We start from the raw sequence: 20008 nt of genomic DNA, 5'->3' as shown, positions 1-20008 counted from the left end.
TAAACTGCTCAAATGAACCGCTTTTGTCAAACATTTCTGTATAATAGACGAGAAATCAGTTTATTTTTCAGTATAGAAGCATTTTTATTCATAGGAGGGGCGAAATCAATGAATTGGCAGACGAAGGACGAATTGCTGGCACTTTTAACTTCTCTTGTGCAATACGAAAGCATCACCGGTTCAAAGGGCGAGGCAGCGCTTGTAGAGTATCTTTATTTTATTTTGAAGGACAAGCCCTATTTTCAAAAGCACCCTGATGATGTAACACTTCATCCGATGGACGATGGCAGATCTTTTCTTACGGCTCTAGTCAAAAAGAAGAATGTCAAAAAGACAGTGCTTCTGCTGAGTCATTTTGATGTCGTTGACATAGAAGATTACGGCGAATTTAAACATATGGCTTGCAAGCCTGCTGAGCTTTTGAGCTCCTTTTTAGAGAAAAAAGAGCTGCTCCCGGAACGTGTGAGAAGAGATGCCGAAAGCGGAGACTGGCTGTTCGGAAGAGGGACGATGGATATGAAAGCAGGGCTTTGTGTTCAACTGTCGATGCTGGAGAGGGCAATGAACGGGCATTTTGAGTGCAATCTGCTGTTGATAACGGTTCCGGACGAGGAAGTGAATTCAAGAGGCATGATTGAAGCGGTTCCTGCATTGAAGGAAATGGAGAAAAAGCATGATATCACATTAACCGCTTGCCTGAATGCCGAACCGATGTTTGAAAAATTTCCCGGCGATCAGCAGCAATATTTTTATACAGGAAGCATTGGCAAGGTGCTTGCGGGTTTTTTCTGCAAGGGGATTGAGACACATGTTGGAGAGCCGTTTTCAGGCCTAAACGCAAATTTAATGGTATCTGAGATTAACCGTTTGCTTGAACTGAATGCTGATTATTGCGAAAAGGTTGATGGCGAGGTCACTCCGCCGCCGGTAAACTTAATGCAAAAGGACTTGAAAGAGGCATATTCAGTCCAGACACCGCATACAGCTGTCACATTATTTAATGTGCTGTCAATGAAACGCTCAGCTAGTGAGCTGCATCAGATGCTGCTGAAAACAGCAGAACAGGCGGCGGAGGAAATCATGTCGAACGTTCGGAAGAAAACACAGGATTTTCAACAATTTGAGCCATTTCAGCCGATTGAGCGGGACGTCACTGTTTTGACATTTGATGAGCTGGTCTCGCGTGCAAAAAAGCGTGCGGGGATCTCGGAAACAGAGCGGGCTCTAAATTATGCCTTTGCTAACAGGGGGGAGCTTGGAGACAGGGATTTTTCGACGAAAATTGTTTCTGAGCTTGCTTCGCTTTGTAAGGAGGATGCGCCGCTCATCGTTCTGTTTTATAGTCCGCCGCTTTATCCAGCTGTTTCTTCAAAGGATGATCAATTGATCAGAAATACAGCAGATCAGTTAAAGCATTATGCGGCTGAGCGATACGGCATTGCATTACAGGAGGTTCAGTACTTCCCCGGACTTTCGGACTTGAGTTATCTTCAGCTGGAAAAGCAGGAGGTTGATGCATACACAAGCAATATGCCGCTCTTTAACAGAGGGTATTCATTGCCAAGCGGTAAAAATCAGGCTTTATATGTCCCGGTTTTAAATGTCGGTCCGGCTGGTAAAGACCCGCATAAATGGACGGAAAGATTGTATATGCCTTATTCCTTTGAAGTGCTTCCCGATTTGCTTTCATTTACGATCTCCGCGCTATTAAAGCAATCAGAATCTGCCGGCCAGCTGCTGCGGGAAAAATAAAAAACAGAAGGCACAGTGCCTTCTGTTTTTGTCTTACATCTAAGAATGTCTCTCTAAGGCGGCAACGGCAAACTGTTCTTTGATTTCTGCGCTCCGTTTAGTTGTTTCTTCAATACAGTGAATAATTGCTTCTTCAAAGCGGGAGTCCTGTAAAGCGCGAAGACCTGCCTCTGTAGTGCCCCCAGGACTGGTGATTTCTTTACGCAGCTTTTCCGGCTGTTTGCCGCTTTGAAGGAGCATATCTGTTGCCCCTGCCATTGTCTGCAAAATGAGTGCTTTTGCCGTTTCTTTATCTAATCCTACTTTTTGTGCCGCTTTTTCCATCGCCTCAATATAACGATACACATAGGCCGGGCCGCTGCCTGCGATTGCAGTGACAGCGTCAAGATCTCGCTCCTCAACCAGTGTTGCATCACCGATTGTTTTCAATAGAGCTTTTGCGGCACTAATATCATTCTGGCTTGCTTCAGCGCTTACGGAAAATCCGGTTGCTGATTTTCTGATTGCCGCTGATGTATTCGGCATGACGCGAATGACCGGGAGCTTTCTGCCAAAATAATGCTGAATGGTTTCGATGGTAAGGCCTGCAAGTACTGAAATGACAAGCTGGTCCTTGATATACGGCCGTATGCTGTCGATGCTTTCCGCCGCGTCTTTCGGTTTGAAAGCGAGGATAATGATATCGGTGTGAGTGAAAAACTCATTTTTATCTCTGCATGGACGCACGCCGTACGTTTCCTTTAATTCAATCAGACGCTCGTCATTTGAGCGATTTGTAATATAGATATGTTCTGGTTTTGTGATGCCGCTTTGCAAAATGCCGTTGATCATTGCTTCTGCCATTGACCCGGCGCCGACAAATCCTATCTTTTTCATTGATATCCTCCTTCTATCAGAACAACAAAAAACCTTTTCATCACGTAAAGGACGAAAAGGTTCGCGGTACCACCCTCATTAGCACAAATTGTGCTCAGCTCAAATCCCCGTAACGCGGGAAACGTTTAGGTTTTCCTAACCGCGACTTGAGGGCAGGTTCTACAAACAAGCGGGCCGCAACACCTTTCAGCCGGGGGTATCGCTCTCTTAGGCCATTGCCTTGTATACTATTCCTCGTCATAGCGTTCCAATGGTTCTCGTTTTAGTTTGTTGTTCATTATGCAATGGCGGACAAGCTAATGTCAATAGCTTTTTCAAAAAGGTTTGTTCTCATTCTGCAATAATGACACAAGACCGAGAAAAAGCTAAAATATGAATAATGAATGAAGACAAGGAGCGAAAGGATGACAACTGAAGATGTAATTGCGATCCGCGTCCCGACGCCGTTTGCTGTCGGCGATGTTATCGTTTACCTCGTAAAAGGTGATGCACTGACACTTATCGATGCCGGGCCGAATACAAAAGAGGCTGCCAGAGCCCTACAAGAGCAGCTTGCCGCTGTAAATGTGAAAATGTCAGATATCGAGCAGGTTGTACTGACTCACCATCATGCTGATCATGCAGGCTTGCTTGATGTCTTTTCAGATGAAATCGAAGTGATTGGGCATGCGTTCAACGAACCTTATATCAGCCGAAATCAAGCCTTTATGGATTGGCAAAAACGTTTTTTTCAAAAGCTGCTGCCTGAATTAGGCGTTCCATTTGATACGGGGAAGGCGGAAAAGCTGATTCGATCAGCGTACGCATTTTCCTGTACGAGATCTCTGACAAAATCAATCAGAGAAGGTATGGGCATAGATGGGCTTGAGGGCTGGTCTGTGTTGGAGATGCCTGGACATGCTGAATCGCATATCGTTCTGTTCCATGAAAAAAGCGGAAGGATGCTTGGCGGCGATCTACTGCTGGCAAACAGCTCGTCTAATCCGATTTTGGAAGCGCCGAAAGCGGGAGACGTTAGGTCAAAGCCTTTAGTGGATTATCAGCGGTCATTGCGAAGGCTGTCTCAACTTGATCCAACAATCGTATTTCCTGGTCACGGCGAGCCTATCACCAGTGTACAAGCGCTGATTGAGAAGCGTTTTGACAAGCAGAGGAACAGGACGGAGGATGTGCGTCGCATGCTGGATGAAAAGCCGATGACCGCTTTTCAGGTCTGTCAGCAGCTTTTTCCTGCTGTATATGAAAAGGAATTGTTTTTAACGATGTCAGAAACGGCAGGTCACCTTGATGTGTTGGAGGCTGAAGAAGCCATCACGTCATATTGGGAAGGAAATACCGCATACTTTAAAACAATGAAGAGGTGAAATGGGTGAAACATATAGCGGGAAAAAGGATTTGGATAACCGGCGCTTCAGGAGGGCTTGGAGAAAGAATCGCATACTTATGCGCGGCTGAAGGAGCCCATGTCCTGCTGTCTGCTAGACGCGAGGATCGTTTGATAGAAATCAAAAGGAAAATAACCGAGGAATGGAGCGGACAGTGTGAGATTTTTCCTCTGGATGTCGGCCGCCTAGAGGATATCGCCCGGGTCCGCGATCAGATCGGCTCGATTGATGTACTGATTAACAATGCAGGCTTCGGTATATTTGAAACGGTTTTAGACTCTACATTGGATGACATGAAAGCGATGTTTGATGTGAATGTCTTCGGCCTGATCGCCTGTACAAAAGCGGTGCTTCCGCAAATGCTTGAGCAAAAAAAGGGCCATATCATCAATATCGCCTCTCAAGCGGGGAAAATCGCAACACCGAAGTCGAGCCTGTATTCCGCGACCAAACATGCCGTGTTAGGTTACTCAAACGCTTTGCGGATGGAGCTTTCGGGAACCGGCATTTATGTGACAACAGTCAACCCGGGACCGATTCAGACGGACTTTTTTTCCATTGCTGATAAAGGCGGGGACTACGCCAAAAATGTCGGCCGCTGGATGCTTGATCCTGATGACGTGGCAGCTCAAATTACAGCTGCAATTTTTACGAAAAAGCGGGAGATCAATCTTCCGCGTTTAATGAATGCCGGCACTAAGCTGTATCAGCTGTTTCCAGCTCTTGTAGAAAAGCTGGCAGGACGCGCGCTCATGAAAAAATAATGATGGAACTGCCTGTGGTGGAGTGGCTTGTTTCTCACGAGGCAGCTTTTGATAGTGGAAGGGAGAGATTGTTGAATGTCAGTTCATTCAGAAGTCCTTCATGCTCTGCTTAAAGATCCGTTTATTCAGAAACTGATTGATGCAGAGCCTGTATTCTGGGCAAATTCAGGCAAGAAAGAGGGGCCAATACCCCGTGCAGATGAGTGGGCAACCGAGATAGCGGAAGCGGAAAAAAGAATGCAGCGGTTTGCACCTTACATTGCCGAGGTGTTTCCTGAGACGAAAGGCGCTAAAGGAATCATCGAGTCTCCGCTTTTTGAGGTGCAGCATATGAAGGGAAAGCTGGAAGCGGCATATCAACAGCCATTTCCCGGAAGATGGCTTTTAAAGTGCGACCATGAGCTTCCGATTTCAGGATCGATTAAAGCGAGGGGCGGGATTTATGAAGTGTTAAAGCATGCTGAAAATCTCGCGCTTCAAGAAGGAATGCTTCAGGAAACCGATGATTACCGCATCTTACAGGAAGAGCGGTTTACCGGGTTTTTCTCCCGCTATTCGATTGCTGTCGGTTCGACAGGAAATCTAGGTTTAAGCATCGGCATCATCGGCGCGGCACTCGGCTTTCGCGTGACAGTGCATATGTCCGCCGATGCTAAGCAGTGGAAAAAGGATCTCCTCCGCCAAAAGGGAGTCACTGTTATGGAGTACGAAACAGATTACAGCGAAGCGGTGAACGAGGGGAGACGGCAGGCGGAACAAGATCCATTCTGTTATTTTATTGATGATGAACATTCTCGTCAGCTGTTCTTAGGATATGCTGTTGCCGCAAGCCGATTAAAAACACAGCTTGACTGTATGAATATAAAGCCAAGTCTTGAGACGCCCTTGTTTGTGTATCTGCCGTGCGGAGTCGGCGGAGGACCGGGCGGTGTAGCATTTGGGCTGAAGCTTTTATACGGAGATCATGTTCATGTGTTTTTCGCAGAACCAACTCATTCACCTTGTATGCTGTTAGGGCTTTATTCAGGACTTCACGAAAAGATCTCCGTCCAGGATATCGGCCTGGATAATCAGACTGCTGCTGACGGACTTGCCGTAGGGAGACCGTCAGGATTTGTCGGCAAGCTGATTGAACCGCTTCTGAGCGGCTGTTATACGGTAGAGGACAATACGCTTTATACTTTGCTTCATATGTTGGCTGTATCTGAAGATAAATATTTAGAGCCCTCTGCTCTTGCCGGCATGTTCGGGCCGGTTCAGCTTCTTACGACAGAAGAGGGAAGGCACTATGCTCAGAAATATAAGATGGAACATGCCGTACATGTCGTCTGGGGAACGGGAGGAAGCATGGTTCCAAAAGATGAAATGGCTGCGTATAACCGAATCGGTGCTGATTTGCTAAAAAAACGAAATGAAAAATAAGCAGACAGTGAAAAGGTTTTCCGTTACAATCTTTGTAAGGGTTTTAACCTACAGAGAGTCAGGTGTAAACAGTGAAAAATAAAGAACTTAACCTACATACTTTATATACACAGCACAATCGGGAGTCTTGGTCTGGTTTTGGGGGGCATTTGTCGATTGCTGTATCTGAAGAAGAGGCAAAAGCTGTGGAAGGATTGAATGATTATCTATCTGTTGAAGAAGTGGAGACGATCTATATTCCGCTTGTTCGCTTGCTTCATTTACATGTCAAGTCTGCGGCTGAACGCAATAAGCATGTCAATGTTTTTTTGAAGCACCCACATTCAGCCAAAATTCCGTTTATTATCGGCATTGCTGGCAGTGTCGCAGTCGGAAAAAGCACGACGGCGCGGATCTTGCAGAAGCTGCTTTCGCGTTTGCCTGACCGTCCAAAAGTGAGCCTTATCACGACAGATGGTTTTTTATTTCCTACTGCCGAGCTGAAAAAGAAAAATATGATGTCAAGAAAAGGATTTCCTGAAAGCTATGATGTAAAGGCGCTGCTCGAATTTTTGAATGACTTAAAATCAGGAAAGGACAGCGTAAAGGCCCCGGTGTATTCCCATCTAACCTATGACCGCGAGGAAGGTGTGTTCGAGGTTGTAGAACAGGCGGATATTGTGATTATTGAAGGCATTAATGTTCTTCAGTCGCCCACCTTGGAGGATGACCGGGAAAACCCGCGTATTTTTGTTTCCGATTTCTTTGATTTTTCGATTTATGTGGATGCGGAGGAAAGCCGGATTTTCACTTGGTATTTAGAGCGTTTTCGCCTGCTTCGGGAAACAGCTTTTCAAAATCCTGATTCATATTTTCATAAATTTAAAGACTTGTCCGATCAGGAGGCTGACGAGATGGCAGCCTCGATTTGGGAGAGTGTCAACCGGCCGAATTTATATGAAAATATTTTGCCGACTAAATTCAGGTCAGATCTCATTTTGCGTAAGGGAGACGGGCATAAGGTCGAGGAAGTGCTGGTAAGGAGGGTATGAAATTGTGCATCATATTGAACTGTATGTCTCTGATTTGGAGGCGTCTAGGCGGTTTTGGGGCTGGTTCTTAAAAGAACTTGGTTATAAAGAGTATCAAAAATGGAGCTCAGGCATCAGCTGGAAGAAAGATCGTTTTTACCTAGTGATTGTGCAGGCGAAAGAGTCATTTCTAGAGCCGAAATACCATAGATGCCGAGTCGGTCTGAACCATCTCGCATTTCATGCTGAATCCAAGCTTCAAGTCGATCAGATGACTGAAAAATTGACGGCAAAAGGTTATCGTGTGTTGTACCGAGACAGGCATCCTTTTGCCGGAGGAGACGGGCATTATGCAGTCTTTTGTGAGGATCCAGACCGGATTAAGGTAGAGCTCGTTGCCCCAAGCTGTTAATCGTGATCTTCGGACAGGCTGTTCAGCTTTTTCTCAATGCGATCCAGCTGCGCTTTTCGGTTTTTCGCATACTTGAAGCCTGTAACAGCCGCAAAGACGACAGCGGCAAATATAATAAATACAAACAGCTGAAACATCACATCACCTATATTCATGTTCTTCACCTCATGTTTGCGGGAGAGATTCATTCTCTTCCGTTTTTTATGTAAAGCGGCTTTTCCAGACGGGAACGGTGTTTTGTGGTCTCCATTTTCATTTGCCGATAGGCGAACGCTAAAAATGGCAGGCCGAGCAGGGTAATGCCGCTCAGGACAGAAAAAATATAAATCGGCCGGCCAGCGCCAAACAGGTCTATACATATCCCCCCGACCCAAGGGCCGATGACGTTTCCGAGCTGTGAAAAACCGATTGCCCCGAAATAAGTGCCTTTTAATCCTGGTTTTGCAATCTGGTCTACATACAAATCCATCATAGAGAATAAAAGCACTTCGCCGATTGTAAATGTGATGACAATCATCACAATTGATGGAACACCGTGTGATACGGTGAAAATGGCCATGCTGATGCTAACCATCACATTACCGAGCATCAGAGAACAAAGCGGCGAAAACCGTTTTGCAAAATGGACAATGGGAAATTGCGTCGCCAACACAACGATTGCGTTTAATGTCAGCATCAGCCCATACAGCTTCGTTCCATTGCCGATCAAGGGGTTCTGCGCCATATACTGAGGGAATGTGGAACTGAATTGTGAGTAGCCGAAGGTGCATAGCGTAATGCCGACCAAAGCAATGGTAAAAAGATAATCCTTTTGCGTGACCATAAACGCTTCCCGCACGCTCATATTTCGGGACTGGGCTGGTGCTGATAAGGATGGATGTTTTTTAAATTGGAGGGCAAGCACAATTCCGTATAGTCCGTAAATGACTGCAGGCACCAAAAAGGGCGTAGTCGATTGCGATGAGCCGAAATATAGGCCAAGCACAGGTCCGAAGACAACGCCGATATTAATAGCCGCATAGCGTAAATTAAAAACTAGCAGTCTCGTTTTTTCTTCTGTCATATCAGACAGCAAGGCCTTTGAAGCGGGCTCAAACAGTGATTTGCAAAGACCGTTTAATGCGTTTACTACAAAAAACACCCAGAGATTAGATGCTGCCGCAAAGCCTGCAAATACCAGCATCCATCCGAAAATCGATACAAGCATCATGTTTTTTCTGCCGAATTTATCTGAGATATATCCGCCGTAAAAGCTTGCGAGGATGCCGACTGATGAGCTCGCGGCGATGACCAGCCCTGCATAGGAAGCTGATGCGCCTTGGACGGCTGTCAAATAAATCGCTAAAAAAGGAATGCTCATCGATGTTGCCATTCTGCCGAAAATGGTTCCGATTATAATTGTCCAGCTGATCGGGTGGATATCTTTCCATTTCTTCATGAATTATATTCTCTCCTGTATGTATGATCTTTCTCTATCATATATGAAAAAATTTCCTTCTCCAATAGATCGTTCAAAATATTTCGTTATTGACATGTAGTATGCCTGATTGTATGGATGGCAATATACTATGCGTTGAGGATGCGTGTGGCGGGGGTTACATCTTGAAATTGAAGGTGATGACAGAAGGAAAATGACGGTATGTCCGAATTCAGTGAGGGTGTGTTTGAAACATTAAAAGAGTTTAAGCCGCCAGGACGTAGATCATATCGGCAGTGAAACCGGCTATGAGATCAAGATGTAAGCTGAAAACCGATGGACCGCATGACAGAACAAGAGAGCACATCTCTTCGAAAAAGTGTATACGCGTGATCATGGACAGCTTATTCCGTTTTGCGCGAGCATTGAGGGGAATTTTACGCCAGGCCATATGAATCTATGGAGCGTGAGAAAATCCTGCTTTTTTTCTGTAAGCCTGAGACTGTTTATTTGTTTCAGGCGGTGTTTTCAAAGGGAAGCCGCATCAGCGGCTGAAAGAACTGACAGTCATGCGTTTAAGAGAACAGGCCTTGGTTTGTGACATAGTCATAAATGATATCTTCTATATGCGCATGCAAATTCTCATCCGGTTCTTCATTCCGTCTCTCTTGTAGAGCCGCTTTCAGGCTTTGTTTTTCATACGGGCTTAACGGATCTATAGCAACGTTTCTGCCGTATTGCCGCAATGCCTGTTCCATCATTTTTTCGACAAATTTCTCCATCATGACTCTCCTATCCTTATGCTTCACTTTTAGTCTACTAAATGTTTTTCTTCTCTCAAACCCTTGGATCATATTTTCTGTCAGACAAGAATCATTTACCAGTATAAAACGAACATACTTTCGCATATAATGAGAACGAACATAAGTTCTTTTTAGAGGTGTGTATGATGAAAGAAAAAGTGATTTTTCTCGTTGACATGCAATCGTTTTATGCATCTGTAGAGAAAGCGGAAAATCCACATTTGAAAAATAAGCCTGTCATTGTTTCGGGTGACCCTGAAAAAAGGGGCGGAGTGGTATTGGCTGCCTGCCCGCTGGCGAAACAAAAAGGTGTGGTGAATGCTTCACGGCTGTGGGAGGCGCAGGAAAAGTGTCCTGAGGCTGTTGTGCTCCGGCCGCGTATGCAACGGTATATTGATGTATCACTGCAAATTACGGCCATTCTCGAGGAGTATACAGACCTTGTGGAGCCTTATTCTATCGATGAACAGTTCATGGACATTACAGGCAGCCAGAAGCTGTTTGGGACGCCGATGGAGATCGCGAAAAGCATTCAGAGCAGAATCATGCGGGAGATCGGCGTTTATGCACGGGTCGGAATCGGCCCTAACAAAGCGCTGGCCAAAATTGCGTGTGACAATTTTGCCAAAAAGAATACGAACGGTATTTTTACCTTAACGAAAGAAAATATGAAAACCGAAATGTGGCCGCTCCCGGTGGGCAGCATGTTTGGCGTCGGGAGCCGCATGAAGCATCATTTAAATCGAATGGGCATCAGCACGATCGGCGGGCTCGCGGCTTTTCCACTCGATCTTTTAAAAAAGAAATGGGGCATTAACGGCCACGTGCTGTGGATGACGGCAAACGGAATCGACTATTCCCCTGTGTCAACTTCGTCTCTGGACGGGCAAAAGGCGATAGGCCATGGAATGACTCTCCCGAGAGACTACGAACACTTTGACAAAGAAATCAAGGTCGTATTGCTTGAGCTGAGTGAAGAGGTGTGCAGGCGAAGCCGAAACGCCGGGGTCATGGGGCAGACAGTGTCAGTGAGCTGCCGGGGTGCTGATTTTGATTGGCCGACGGGCTTCAACCGGCAAGTGAAGCTGGCAGAGCCGACTAATTCTACGCAGGATGTATATGAGGCTGTACGACGGCTGTTTCTTACATTTTGGGACGGGAAACCCGTCCGCCGCCTCGGTGTCAATCTGTCTCAGCTCTCATCTGATGACATATGGCAGCTCAATTTATTTCAGGATTATGCAAAGAAAATGAGCCTAGGCTATGTGATGGATGGCATTAAAAATCGATTCGGCGATACAGCAATCATCAGGGCGGCGTCACTGACAGCGGCAGGCCAGGCATTTGAACGTGCGGCTAAAATAGGGGGGCATTATAAATGAACGACCATTTAAAAAGGGGCAACCTGCTGTGGGAAGGGAGCAGGATGTTTCTGCCGGAACATAAGCAAAGCCTGCTGGAGAGAAAGCGGCTTAAACAAAAGCTGCAGAAGCCGATCCTTGATCCCGATAAGCTGGAAGAGATGAATCAAACGCTTTGCGCCGCGATGGAGTTCGCTCAGGATATCACTGTGAGCTGCTTTCAGGACGGTGAAATTGTCCGCTGCACCGGGAAAATCTGCCGGTATGAAGAGTTTGAAAAAGCAGTATGGATAAAAGGAGACGAGGATCAGCTTTATAAGCTGAAACTTGATCAAGTGCTTGATATTGTGCTGTAAAGTCTCTCCTCCTGTTTGGGGGAGAAATAGGCGTAAAATGATCAAACATTGTTCCCTCGGCAGTCTGGAAACGTATGATACAGGAAAGAAGGCATTTACAATTCCAGCCAGGCAAAATATAATTTTTATATTGTGAGAAAAAGAGCTGACATTCGTTTTGCCAGACGGAGGGAGATCAAATCGTAATGGATATTCGAACAATCACGTCTTCAGATTATGAAATGGTAACGTCTGTACTGAATGAATGGTGGGGCGGCAGACAGCTGAAAGAAAAATTGCCGAGACTATTTTTTGAGCATTTTCAGGACACAAGCTTTATTACATCCGAACATAACAGCATGACGGGATTTTTAATCGGATTTCAATCGCAATCCGATCCTGAAACGGCGTACATTCATTTTTCCGGTGTGCATCCGGATTTCAGAAAAATGCAAATTGGGAAACAATTGTATGATGTATTTATCGAAACAGTAAAACAAAGGGGCTGCACCCGGGTAAAGTGCGTCACTTCACCTGTGAATAAGGTATCAATCGCATATCACACAAAATTGGGGTTTGATATTGAAAAGGGCACCAAAACGGTAAATGGCATCTCAGTGTTTGCAAACTATGATGGCCCGGGCCAAGACAGGGTACTGTTTGTCAAAAACATATGAGGGGGAAATATGATGGATTTTTTATCAAAAACACCTGAGCCTCCTTACTATGCAGTCATTTTTTCTTCTGTCAAAAGCGAAAATGACACAGGATATGGAGAAACAGCGGAGCGGATGGTATCGCTTGCGGCGGATCAGCCTGGATTTTTAGGCGTGGAAAGCGTACGTGAAGCGGATGGAAGGGGCATCACAGTTTCCTATTGGGACAGTATGGACGCAATTAACCATTGGAAGCATCACACTGAACATCAAGCGGCAAAAGAAAAAGGAAAAAGCCTTTGGTACGAGTCGTATGCAGTCCGCGTCGCAAAAGTCGACAGACAGCGGCTGTTTCAGGAGGAACACGAATGATTGAATTTCTCCAGCATAAGGAAGACACTATAGCGCGTGAGATTTTAGCCGTACAGATCCCCGCCTACATAAAGGAAACAGAGATTATTGGTTTTGACGGTATTCCCGCTTTACAAGAGAAGGTGAAGGATATTCAAGCATCCCATGAACGGTTTGCGGGATATCGGGAAAACGGCAAGCTGATCGGTGTCATTTCATATGAGAAAAACATGCATCATCTCACCATTTGCAGGCTTGTTGTGCATCCTGACGGTTTCAGAAAAGGAATTGGACGAGCACTTCTGCAATTTGTCATTGATCATAATGAAGACGCTGAGAGAATCGAAGTAGTCACAGCCGAGAACAATATCCCGGCCGTGTCACTCTATACACAGGCCGGATTCCAAAAGGCAGAAACCGTCAAAGCAGCGCAGGGTCTATTGCTGTCGGTCTTTCATTTGTATCCGAAAAGAAAAGTTGAGGTCATTCTCTACAACGAAAAATGGGCAGAATGTTTCGATGAAGAAAAAGAACGGCTGAAGCTGGTGTTCGGGCCGGAGATTATCGCTGTTCATCACATCGGAAGCACATCGATACCGAACATGGCAGCGAAGCCAATCATTGATATGTTAATTGAAGTCAGAAGCATTGAAGCCGTGAGCCAATTTGATGAACAAATGAAGGCTAACGGCTATATACCAAAAGGTGAGAACGGCATAGCGGGCAGGCGTTATTTCCAAAAGGGCGGAAATAAACGCACTCATCATGTCCATATGTACGAACAGGGAAACCCTGCTATTGAAAGGCATCTGTTATTCAGAGATTATCTCAGAGCTCATCCAAACATAGCGAAAGAATATGCCGTTCTCAAAAAACGGCTGGCGGCCCAGCATCCTGACAGCATCAATCAGTACATACAAGGGAAAGATGAGTGGATCAAGACTGCAGAAGAAAATGCGAAGCGGTGGAAAAAAGGCAGAAACAATGCGAATGGCAGTGTTGTATGCTACAATAGCGAAAATGATGAAAACGGGGGTTTCACCTTATGAACATACATGTGACAGATGCAGCAAAACAGGCACTGCAGCAGGCGTTTGACGCCAACCCGGGAAAAAAAGCCCAGCTTCGTTACGATGCAGAAGGATGCGGCTGCGCGGTAAGCGGTGTCCCCACAATCTGGCTGGCAGAAGAATTAACGGGACAGAGCGAGCAGCTGGAAACGAACGGCATTCCGCTGTATATCCAATCGTCACAAAAAGTGTTTTTTGACGATCAAATGACGATCGATTACAATGAAAAAGCCAAAACATTGGCGCTGAAAAGCCCGGCTGAAATGCTCAGCCCCAGAATGAGCATATTAGTAAAGTAGGAGACGCGAAACGTGGAACAAAAGCTGAAGGCAATGAAGAACACAGCACAAAATAAAACGTGGGTATCCTTCCTGAATCAAAACCATCCCTATACCTTGCTTCACTGGTCAATTGGAGGAGCAGAGTCCATCAAGAAAGATGTCTGGCTATTGCAGGATGAAATGACCTTCGAGACGCAGGAGTTTACAACGATAGATCTTGCGATTGAATGGATCAGAGAAAATATGGATGGCATTACCGACGTTCTGTAACATAAAAAAGCGAAAGAGCCGAAGAGGCCTTTCGCTTTTTTATTCTGTTGAATCATTCATGTTGTCTAAAAACTCCTGCACTGTTTTTCGGTACGTATCCCGATTTTTGGTATATGACATGGCGTGTTCACCGTTCTCGGCAATGTACAGCGCTTTCGGCCCGCGTTTCTTTTCATAAAGCCGCTCGGTCGAAGAAACAGGAATGTAGTCATCATCCTTACTGTGAATAAAGAGGACCGGCTTTTCGATTTTATCAATGACAGCAAGCGGAGATACTTCGCGTGCGCGATAGTCGCCCCTCAGCTTCAAAAAGAAGTCGGCGATAGGGAGCAGGGGCCAAGACGGGAGCCTGTATTCCGCTCTCAGCCGGTAGGCAAGCTGTTCATCAAAACATGCGAACGGACAATCAGCAATATAAAAATCAGCGCCATCGCTGCAGTGTGCACCAGCATAAAGCAGGGCGGTCACAGCTCCCATCGACTCACCGTGAATTCCGATCAATCCGCGATGATTTGTTTTGTTTTTGAGCCAGCTGACAACCTTATTGAGATCATCCTTTTCGTAAAACCCGTAGCTGGTCGTCTTTCCGCCGCTTTGGCCATGCCGGCGATGGTCATAAATGAGCACATTCCAGCCGAGATCTAGAAATAAATGCATATACTTAAGAGAATTCAGTACATTCATCGTCACCCCGTGGCAGATGATGATGGTATTTGGTGTGTCATGCGGTGCGACATGGTATCCTTTTATGTCGTACCCGTAAGCGGAGGGTATCACAAAAGCGGTTTTCTCCATTTGTTCAAATGATTCAAACACATCATGTCCGTTGTCTGTCTCTCTTTTGATAATGTCTTCATCCGTTTTTTTCTTGATGAATAGAATCATATTTGAAAAAACAATTCCGATTGCGATGACAGCTGTTACGAGAGCGCCAATGGCCAAAAGGATTTTCTTCAAAAGTCACAGCACCTTTCAACTAAATATAGGTAATTCGTGTTTGAAATCATTATACCTAAACACTGCTCCGCTGAGAAAGTGACCAGAAGAGAGTCTGCTTGTTCAGTGTATATGCTCCGTGATAAACTGTCTTCAAAACAAAACATGGGGGAAGTCTGAATGAAAAAACAAAAATCCGCTGACAAACACCAGCTAAAAGACGGCCTTCAATCCGATATCAAAGCAAAGCTTATGGAGATGAAGAGCCAATTGAAGGAAGAGGATGAAAAGAGGCAGGAAAGAGAAAAAGCAGAACAGATCAGAAAGAAAAAAGAGATCGAAAAAAATAAGAGCTTTGAAGAACTCCTAAATGAAAGCCAAATGGATTGGCATCAATATAAATAAACCAGCACCCGTACAGGTGCTGGTTTTTCTGCTATGAGCGATGAGCTTTGTAAATGTCTTGTTTCGTATGAGATTGGAGCGCTTTGATTTCCTCTTCGGTTAAACGCCGTGCATTTGCTGCCTGAATATTTTCCCGTAACTGCTCAATCTTACTGGCGCCTGTAATCACTGAAGCGACAGCCGGCTGTGCTAGCAGATACTGCAGCGACTTTTCTGTCATGGAAAGATCGGGAGCCACTTCCTCCATTGCCTTGCGGGCATTAGTCAGTTCCTCGAATGAATAGGACAAGTACCCGTTTTGTTTCATGCTGTCTGAAGCTTGATCAAGCGGTTTTTCAGTTAAGAGCCCTTTGGCAACAGGACCTCTGGCGACTACGCTGATTTGATGTTCCTCTAAAAGCGGGAGCCATTCCTCAGGGCGTCTGTCAAACAGGCTGAATTGCATCATAATGCTGACGATGTTTGATTTTTTTACATATTCTTTAATCACATTCGGGCGGATGGAAGAAATGCCGTAGTAGCGGATGACACCTTCTTGTTTTAATTCCTCAAACGCTTCAATCGTTTCATCAATGTTGTCCTCTATCGTGCCGCCGTGAAGCTGATAAAGGTCGATATAATCTGTTTTCAGACGTGTAAGGCTCTTTTTTACCGCCTCTTTTATGTAAGCTTTTGAAGGGTCCCAATACCAGCCCTCGCTTCCGTCATCCCAACGGTTTCCCGCTTTTGTTGCCAGAATAATATCCTGGCGTCTGTTTTGGATCGCATCACCGACAATTTCTTCGTTGCGTCCCCGGTCATACAAATCCGCTGTGTCCAAATAGTTGATGCCGAGCTCGATCGCTTCATCCAGAATGGACAATGCTTTGTTTTTTTCAGTTCCAAGAGACATACAGCCGAGTCCTACTTCACTAATGTCTAAATCAGATGTACCCAATTTGCGCTTTCTCATGTGCACACTCCTTTTTTAGGCTTTGTATTGACCGTAATATAAAGGAGCTAAAGTTTCAACTTTTATGGCTTTGAGATCCAATCTTTAACATATTGAAATGTGCGTCCATACTCTTTTAACTTCGCCCGAATTTCCCATGCTTTTCCGACTAAGACAACACCTTTTGGCATGCGGTTCACTTTCACGAAGAAGCCCCCTTTTGCTCTAGTATGATAAAATGTATGGGGCATCATATAGAGACAGAACGGGAGATGAAGAAATGAAATCATTAGAAGAAAAAACAATTGCCAAAGAACAGATCTTTTCGGGTAAAGTCATTGATCTTTATGTCGAGGATGTAGAGCTGCCGAACGGCAAAGCCAGTAAACGTGAAATTGTGAAACACCCTGGAGCAGTAGCGGTACTAGCCGTCACAGATGAAGGGAAAATCATCATGGTCAAACAATTCCGTAAGCCGCTTGAGCGAACGATCGTTGAAATTCCGGCCGGTAAGCTTGAAAAAGGTGAGGAGCCGGAGTATACGGCACTTCGGGAACTTGAAGAGGAAACCGGTTATACAGCAAAAAAACTGACAAAAATAACTGCGTTTTATACATCACCCGGATTTGCAGATGAAATTGTTCACGTTTTTCTTGCTGAGGAGCTTTCTGTGCTTGAAGAAAAACGGGAGCTTGATGAGGACGAGTTTGTTGAAGTGATGGAGGTGACGCTTGAAGATGCGCTAAAGCTGGTTGAATCGCGTGAAGTATACGATGCTAAAACAGCCTACGCGATTCAGTATCTTCAGCTGAAAGAAGCGCTCCAAGCACAAAAATGAAAAAGATTTACGCGGATTTGCACATTCATATCGGCCAGACCTTTACAGGAAGGGCTGTCAAAATAACAGGCGCCAAAACATTAACACTGGACAGAATTTTGGTTGAAGCCAGTGAACATAAAGGAATTGAACTCCTCGGCATTATCGACTGTCATTCTCCGGAAGTCATTCTAGAGCTTGAGGAAGGCATTTCATCTGGAAAATATCGCGAGCTTGACGGGGGAGGAATCCGTTATCGCAGCACGACTCTTTTATTGGGGAGCGAGCTGGAGATTTATGATGAAGCCTGCAGCGGACCGATCCATGTGCTCGTATTTATGCCGACGTTGGCTGCTATGAAACAGTTTTCAAACTGGCTGTCAGCCCGGCTGAAAAATATTCATTTAAGCTCGCAGCGGATTTATGAAACGGGCTTAAACCTGCAAAAAAAAGTGCAGGATATGGGCGGCCTGTTTATCCCCGCTCATATCTTTACGCCGCATAAAAGCTTATATGGAAAAGGGGTTAAATCAAGCTTAACTGAGGTTTTTGATCCATCTATGATAGACGCGGTGGAGCTTGGATTAAGCTGTGATACAGTCATGGCATCACACGTATCTGAATTGAATCCGTATCCTTTTTTAACAAATTCTGATGCGCATTCGTTGGGGAAAATCGGCAGAGAATATAATGAACTATATGTGCAGTCAGCTGATTTTACTGAATTTGCTCTTGCATTAAAGGGACAAGATGACAGGAAAATTATCGCAAATTACGGCTTGGACCCGTTATTGGGGAAATATTATCAGACGGCTTGCGAAGCATGCGGAGAGCCTGCTGTAAGCGGGGAAACAGCGTGCGCGAATTGCGGAAATGTCAGATTTACCAAGGGAGTCAGCGAAAGATTGCATGAACTGAGTGATCAGCTTGAAGTTCGCGTCCCGCGTCCGCGATATGTACATCAGATCCCGCTGCAATTTGTTCCGGGTGTAGGCCCGAAAACGCTGGACAAACTAAAAAAAGCCTTCGGAACAGAAATGGCTGTTCTTCATGAGGCTGCAGAAGAAGATTTGGCTCGCGTTGTCCCGCCGAAAACCGCGGCGCTTATCGTAAAAGCGAGATCCGGAAAATTGGAATTGAAAGCCGGAGGAGGAGGAACCTACGGTAAAATTAAACCGTGAGCTAAAGATTAACTCAGTTCCTCCTGTACTTTTCTTTTTGTGCGTATAAAGGTAATCAGCTGGATGATTTCATCTTCACTCAGCGGCTTGCCATCAACAGAAATGGTAAAGTCAAGGCTGCTCCACGTGGCCAATTCTATGGCCTGAGGAGCAGTCTGCTTTTGTTTCTCACGGCCTAAAAGTTCATCGCAGGTTGTGTCAAAGAGGTCAGCCAGCATGGCAAGCGCTTCAAGTGAAGGCCGTCGGTAGCCTGACTCGTAGCCGGCATATGTGCTTTTTGCGATACCGAGAAGGTCAGCTGTATATTGAAGCGACCAATTTTTCTTTTTTCTCAATTCAGTTAAACGATCTAGATTCATGAACTTCCGCTCCTTTTTCACCTTGAGCTGATTATATCATATAGGTATTAGGAAGTGTACGCGAATTGAATAATAATGTCTTGCGTATTTTATTTTCCGTGTCTATAATTGCATTAAAAGTATGCGAAAAGCGAATACCTTCTCGCAACCCATCTTTAGATACAGTGAAGAGGTGCATGGTATGAAAAAATTATTGATGTTGACAACTGGGGGAACGATTGCTTCAGTTGAAGGGGAAAATGGGCTGGCTCCCGGAGTCAAGGCTGATGAATTATTAAGTTACGTATCAAAACTTGATAACGATTACACAATGGAAACTCAGTCGCTTATGAATATAGACAGCACCAATATGCAGCCTGAATACTGGGTGGAAATAGCAGAAGCCGTTAAGGAAAATTATGATGCCTATGACGGGTTTGTTATTACTCACGGTACAGATACAATGGCCTATACATCTGCCGCACTATCGTATATGCTGCAGCATGCCAAAAAGCCGATTGTCATCACCGGCTCACAGATTCCGATCACGTTCCAAAAAACCGATGCCAAAAAAAATATTACAGATGCCATTCGATTTGCCTGTGAAGGCGTGGGCGGCGTTTATGTTGTGTTTGACGGCAGAGTCATTCAGGGAACACGTGCGATCAAATTAAGAACGAAAAGCTACGACGCATTTGAAAGCATCAATTACCCATATATCGCTTTTATCAATGAAGACGGGATCGAATACAACAAACAAGTAACGGAACCTGAGAACGACACCTTCACAGTTGACACTTCACTATGCACAGATGTATGTCTGCTGAAGCTGCATCCAGGCTTAAAGCCCGAAATGTTTGATGCCCTGAAAAGCATGTACAAAGGAATTGTCATTGAGAGTTATGGCAGCGGAGGGGTGCCGTTTGAAGGCAGAGACATTTTGTCAAAAGTGAATGAGCTGATCGAAAGCGGCATTGTCGTGGTCATTACGACTCAATGTCTTGAAGAAGGCGAAGACATGAGCATTTACGAAGTTGGCCGCAGAGTCAACCAAGACTTAATTATCCGATCAAGAAATATGAACACAGAAGCAATTGTGCCAAAATTGATGTGGGCACTAGGTCAGTCTTCGGATCTTCCTGTCGTCAAGAGAATTATGGAAACGCCGATAGCTGATGACGTTGTCCTGTAAAATGTAAAAACGATAACCAGCAAAGAGAAAGAAGGTTAAAGAT

At 45.1% G+C, this 20008-nt stretch carries 25 protein-coding genes; 17 read left to right on the top strand and 8 right to left on the bottom strand.

Going from position 1 to position 20008, the window contains the following annotated elements; all coding sequences use genetic code 11:
* Window positions 1-108 precede the first annotated feature (108 nt).
* Entirely contained in the window at window positions 109-1752 is a 1644-nt protein-coding gene (locus NSQ12_RS12215) for a M20/M25/M40 family metallo-hydrolase (protein WP_339174819.1), read from the top strand.
* A gap of 39 nt (window positions 1753-1791) precedes the next feature.
* Here NSQ12_RS12215 and proC read toward each other — a convergent pair whose 3' ends face one another.
* Window positions 1792-2628 carry a pyrroline-5-carboxylate reductase gene (gene proC / locus NSQ12_RS12210; RefSeq protein WP_106073537.1) on the bottom strand — a complete coding sequence of 279 codons (837 nt, stop codon included), beginning with the start codon at window positions 2626-2628 and terminating at the stop codon, window positions 1792-1794.
* Window positions 2629-3032: 404 nt separating this feature from the next.
* Between proC and NSQ12_RS12205 the strand changes: the two genes are divergently transcribed.
* From NSQ12_RS12205 to NSQ12_RS12185, 5 genes are all read left to right on the top strand, one after another.
* Entirely contained in the window at window positions 3033-3992 is a 960-nt protein-coding gene (locus tag NSQ12_RS12205; protein WP_080529512.1) for an MBL fold metallo-hydrolase, read from the top strand.
* Window positions 3993-3997: 5 nt separating this feature from the next.
* Entirely contained in the window at window positions 3998-4777 is a 780-nt protein-coding gene (locus NSQ12_RS12200) for an SDR family oxidoreductase (protein ID WP_004398795.1), read from the top strand.
* A 75-nt stretch (window positions 4778-4852) separates the two neighbouring features.
* The gene (gene dsdA / locus NSQ12_RS12195) at window positions 4853-6199 is read left to right on the top strand and encodes a D-serine ammonia-lyase (RefSeq protein ID WP_160245097.1); all 1347 of its coding nucleotides are present in this window, start codon (window positions 4853-4855) and stop codon (window positions 6197-6199) included.
* Window positions 6200-6270: 71 nt separating this feature from the next.
* Entirely contained in the window at window positions 6271-7230 is a 960-nt protein-coding gene (gene coaA, locus NSQ12_RS12190; RefSeq protein ID WP_003245966.1) for a type I pantothenate kinase, read from the top strand.
* Between the two features lie 4 nt (window positions 7231-7234).
* The gene (locus tag NSQ12_RS12185; protein WP_003230391.1) at window positions 7235-7621 is read left to right on the top strand and encodes a VOC family protein; all 387 of its coding nucleotides are present in this window, start codon (window positions 7235-7237) and stop codon (window positions 7619-7621) included.
* On the opposite strand, the gene NSQ12_RS12180 is transcribed toward NSQ12_RS12185, so the two are convergent.
* The 3 genes from NSQ12_RS12180 to NSQ12_RS12170 all read right to left on the bottom strand — a co-directional run bounded on the left by NSQ12_RS12180 (window position 7618) and on the right by NSQ12_RS12170 (window position 9820).
* Window positions 7618-7776 carry a hypothetical protein gene (locus tag NSQ12_RS12180; RefSeq protein WP_004398585.1) on the bottom strand — a complete coding sequence of 53 codons (159 nt, stop codon included), beginning with the start codon at window positions 7774-7776 and terminating at the stop codon, window positions 7618-7620. The genes NSQ12_RS12185 and NSQ12_RS12180 overlap by 4 nt on opposite strands.
* A 29-nt stretch (window positions 7777-7805) precedes the next feature.
* Window positions 7806-9059, bottom strand: coding sequence for an MFS transporter (locus tag NSQ12_RS12175; protein ID WP_015714218.1), 1254 nt, complete (start codon window positions 9057-9059; stop codon window positions 7806-7808).
* Window positions 9060-9613: 554 nt separating this feature from the next.
* On the bottom strand, window positions 9614-9820 hold the full coding sequence (locus NSQ12_RS12170) for a YqzH family protein (RefSeq protein WP_128422558.1): 207 nt from the start codon (window positions 9818-9820) through the stop codon (window positions 9614-9616).
* A 164-nt stretch (window positions 9821-9984) separates the two neighbouring features.
* Here NSQ12_RS12170 and NSQ12_RS12165 point away from each other — a divergent pair, with 164 nt between their 5' ends.
* From NSQ12_RS12165 to NSQ12_RS12135, 7 genes are all read left to right on the top strand, one after another.
* On the top strand, window positions 9985-11223 hold the full coding sequence (locus NSQ12_RS12165; RefSeq protein WP_003230400.1) for a DNA polymerase IV: 1239 nt from the start codon (window positions 9985-9987) through the stop codon (window positions 11221-11223).
* A complete protein-coding gene (locus NSQ12_RS12160; RefSeq protein ID WP_014477255.1) occupies window positions 11220-11558 on the top strand; it encodes a YolD-like family protein in 339 nt (112 codons plus the stop codon). The genes NSQ12_RS12165 and NSQ12_RS12160 overlap by 4 nt, the downstream gene beginning before the upstream one ends.
* Window positions 11559-11743: 185 nt before the next feature.
* Complete coding sequence (locus NSQ12_RS12155) at window positions 11744-12214, top strand: GNAT family N-acetyltransferase (protein WP_004398668.1); 471 nt, start codon at window positions 11744-11746, stop codon at window positions 12212-12214.
* Between the two features lie 9 nt (window positions 12215-12223).
* Window positions 12224-12565, top strand: a complete 342-nt coding sequence (locus tag NSQ12_RS12150; RefSeq protein ID WP_163130666.1) for an antibiotic biosynthesis monooxygenase — start codon at window positions 12224-12226, stop codon at window positions 12563-12565.
* Window positions 12562-13593, top strand: coding sequence for a bifunctional GNAT family N-acetyltransferase/GrpB family protein (locus NSQ12_RS12145; RefSeq protein WP_339174813.1), 1032 nt, complete (start codon window positions 12562-12564; stop codon window positions 13591-13593). The genes NSQ12_RS12150 and NSQ12_RS12145 overlap by 4 nt, the downstream gene beginning before the upstream one ends.
* Window positions 13590-13913, top strand: coding sequence for an iron-sulfur cluster biosynthesis family protein (locus NSQ12_RS12140; protein WP_339174811.1), 324 nt, complete (start codon window positions 13590-13592; stop codon window positions 13911-13913). The genes NSQ12_RS12145 and NSQ12_RS12140 overlap by 4 nt, the downstream gene beginning before the upstream one ends.
* Before the next feature lie 12 nt (window positions 13914-13925).
* Window positions 13926-14165 carry a YqkC family protein gene (locus NSQ12_RS12135; protein ID WP_003230411.1) on the top strand — a complete coding sequence of 80 codons (240 nt, stop codon included), beginning with the start codon at window positions 13926-13928 and terminating at the stop codon, window positions 14163-14165.
* A gap of 39 nt (window positions 14166-14204) precedes the next feature.
* Here NSQ12_RS12135 and NSQ12_RS12130 read toward each other — a convergent pair whose 3' ends face one another.
* Window positions 14205-15122, bottom strand: coding sequence for an alpha/beta hydrolase (locus NSQ12_RS12130; RefSeq protein ID WP_088326401.1), 918 nt, complete (start codon window positions 15120-15122; stop codon window positions 14205-14207).
* Window positions 15123-15281: 159 nt separating this feature from the next.
* Here NSQ12_RS12130 and NSQ12_RS12125 point away from each other — a divergent pair, with 159 nt between their 5' ends.
* A complete protein-coding gene (locus tag NSQ12_RS12125; protein ID WP_003230416.1) occupies window positions 15282-15506 on the top strand; it encodes a YqkE family protein in 225 nt (74 codons plus the stop codon).
* A 31-nt stretch (window positions 15507-15537) separates the two neighbouring features.
* On the opposite strand, the gene NSQ12_RS12120 is transcribed toward NSQ12_RS12125, so the two are convergent.
* Complete coding sequence (locus NSQ12_RS12120) at window positions 15538-16458, bottom strand: aldo/keto reductase (RefSeq protein ID WP_015714213.1); 921 nt, start codon at window positions 16456-16458, stop codon at window positions 15538-15540.
* 62 nt (window positions 16459-16520) lie between these two features.
* A complete protein-coding gene (gene mciZ, locus NSQ12_RS12115; RefSeq protein ID WP_339174808.1) occupies window positions 16521-16643 on the bottom strand; it encodes a Z-ring formation inhibitor MciZ in 123 nt (40 codons plus the stop codon).
* A 74-nt stretch (window positions 16644-16717) separates the two neighbouring features.
* On the opposite strand from mciZ, the gene nudF reads away from it, so the two are divergent.
* Window positions 16718-17275 (top strand): ADP-ribose pyrophosphatase, encoded by a 558-nt coding sequence (nudF, locus tag NSQ12_RS12110; protein ID WP_004398600.1) that lies wholly within the window; start codon window positions 16718-16720, stop codon window positions 17273-17275.
* On the top strand, window positions 17272-18435 hold the full coding sequence (locus NSQ12_RS12105; RefSeq protein ID WP_339174806.1) for a TIGR00375 family protein: 1164 nt from the start codon (window positions 17272-17274) through the stop codon (window positions 18433-18435). Before nudF ends, NSQ12_RS12105 begins: the two co-directional genes overlap by 4 nt.
* An 8-nt stretch (window positions 18436-18443) precedes the next feature.
* Here NSQ12_RS12105 and ansR read toward each other — a convergent pair whose 3' ends face one another.
* Window positions 18444-18794, bottom strand: a complete 351-nt coding sequence (gene ansR / locus NSQ12_RS12100; RefSeq protein ID WP_017695932.1) for an HTH-type transcriptional regulator AnsR — start codon at window positions 18792-18794, stop codon at window positions 18444-18446.
* Between the two features lie 181 nt (window positions 18795-18975).
* Between ansR and ansA the strand changes: the two genes are divergently transcribed.
* A complete protein-coding gene (gene ansA / locus NSQ12_RS12095) occupies window positions 18976-19965 on the top strand; it encodes an asparaginase (RefSeq protein ID WP_004399032.1) in 990 nt (329 codons plus the stop codon).
* Window positions 19966-20008: the final 43 nt, after the last annotated feature.

Origin of the sequence: Bacillus sp. PS95 (genome assembly GCF_037963565.1) — a bacterium.
GTDB lineage: Bacteria > Bacillota > Bacilli > Bacillales > Bacillaceae > Bacillus > Bacillus subtilis.
The sequence above is the reverse complement of the archived record's forward strand: the minus strand, read 5'-3'. Positions and strand labels throughout refer to the sequence as shown.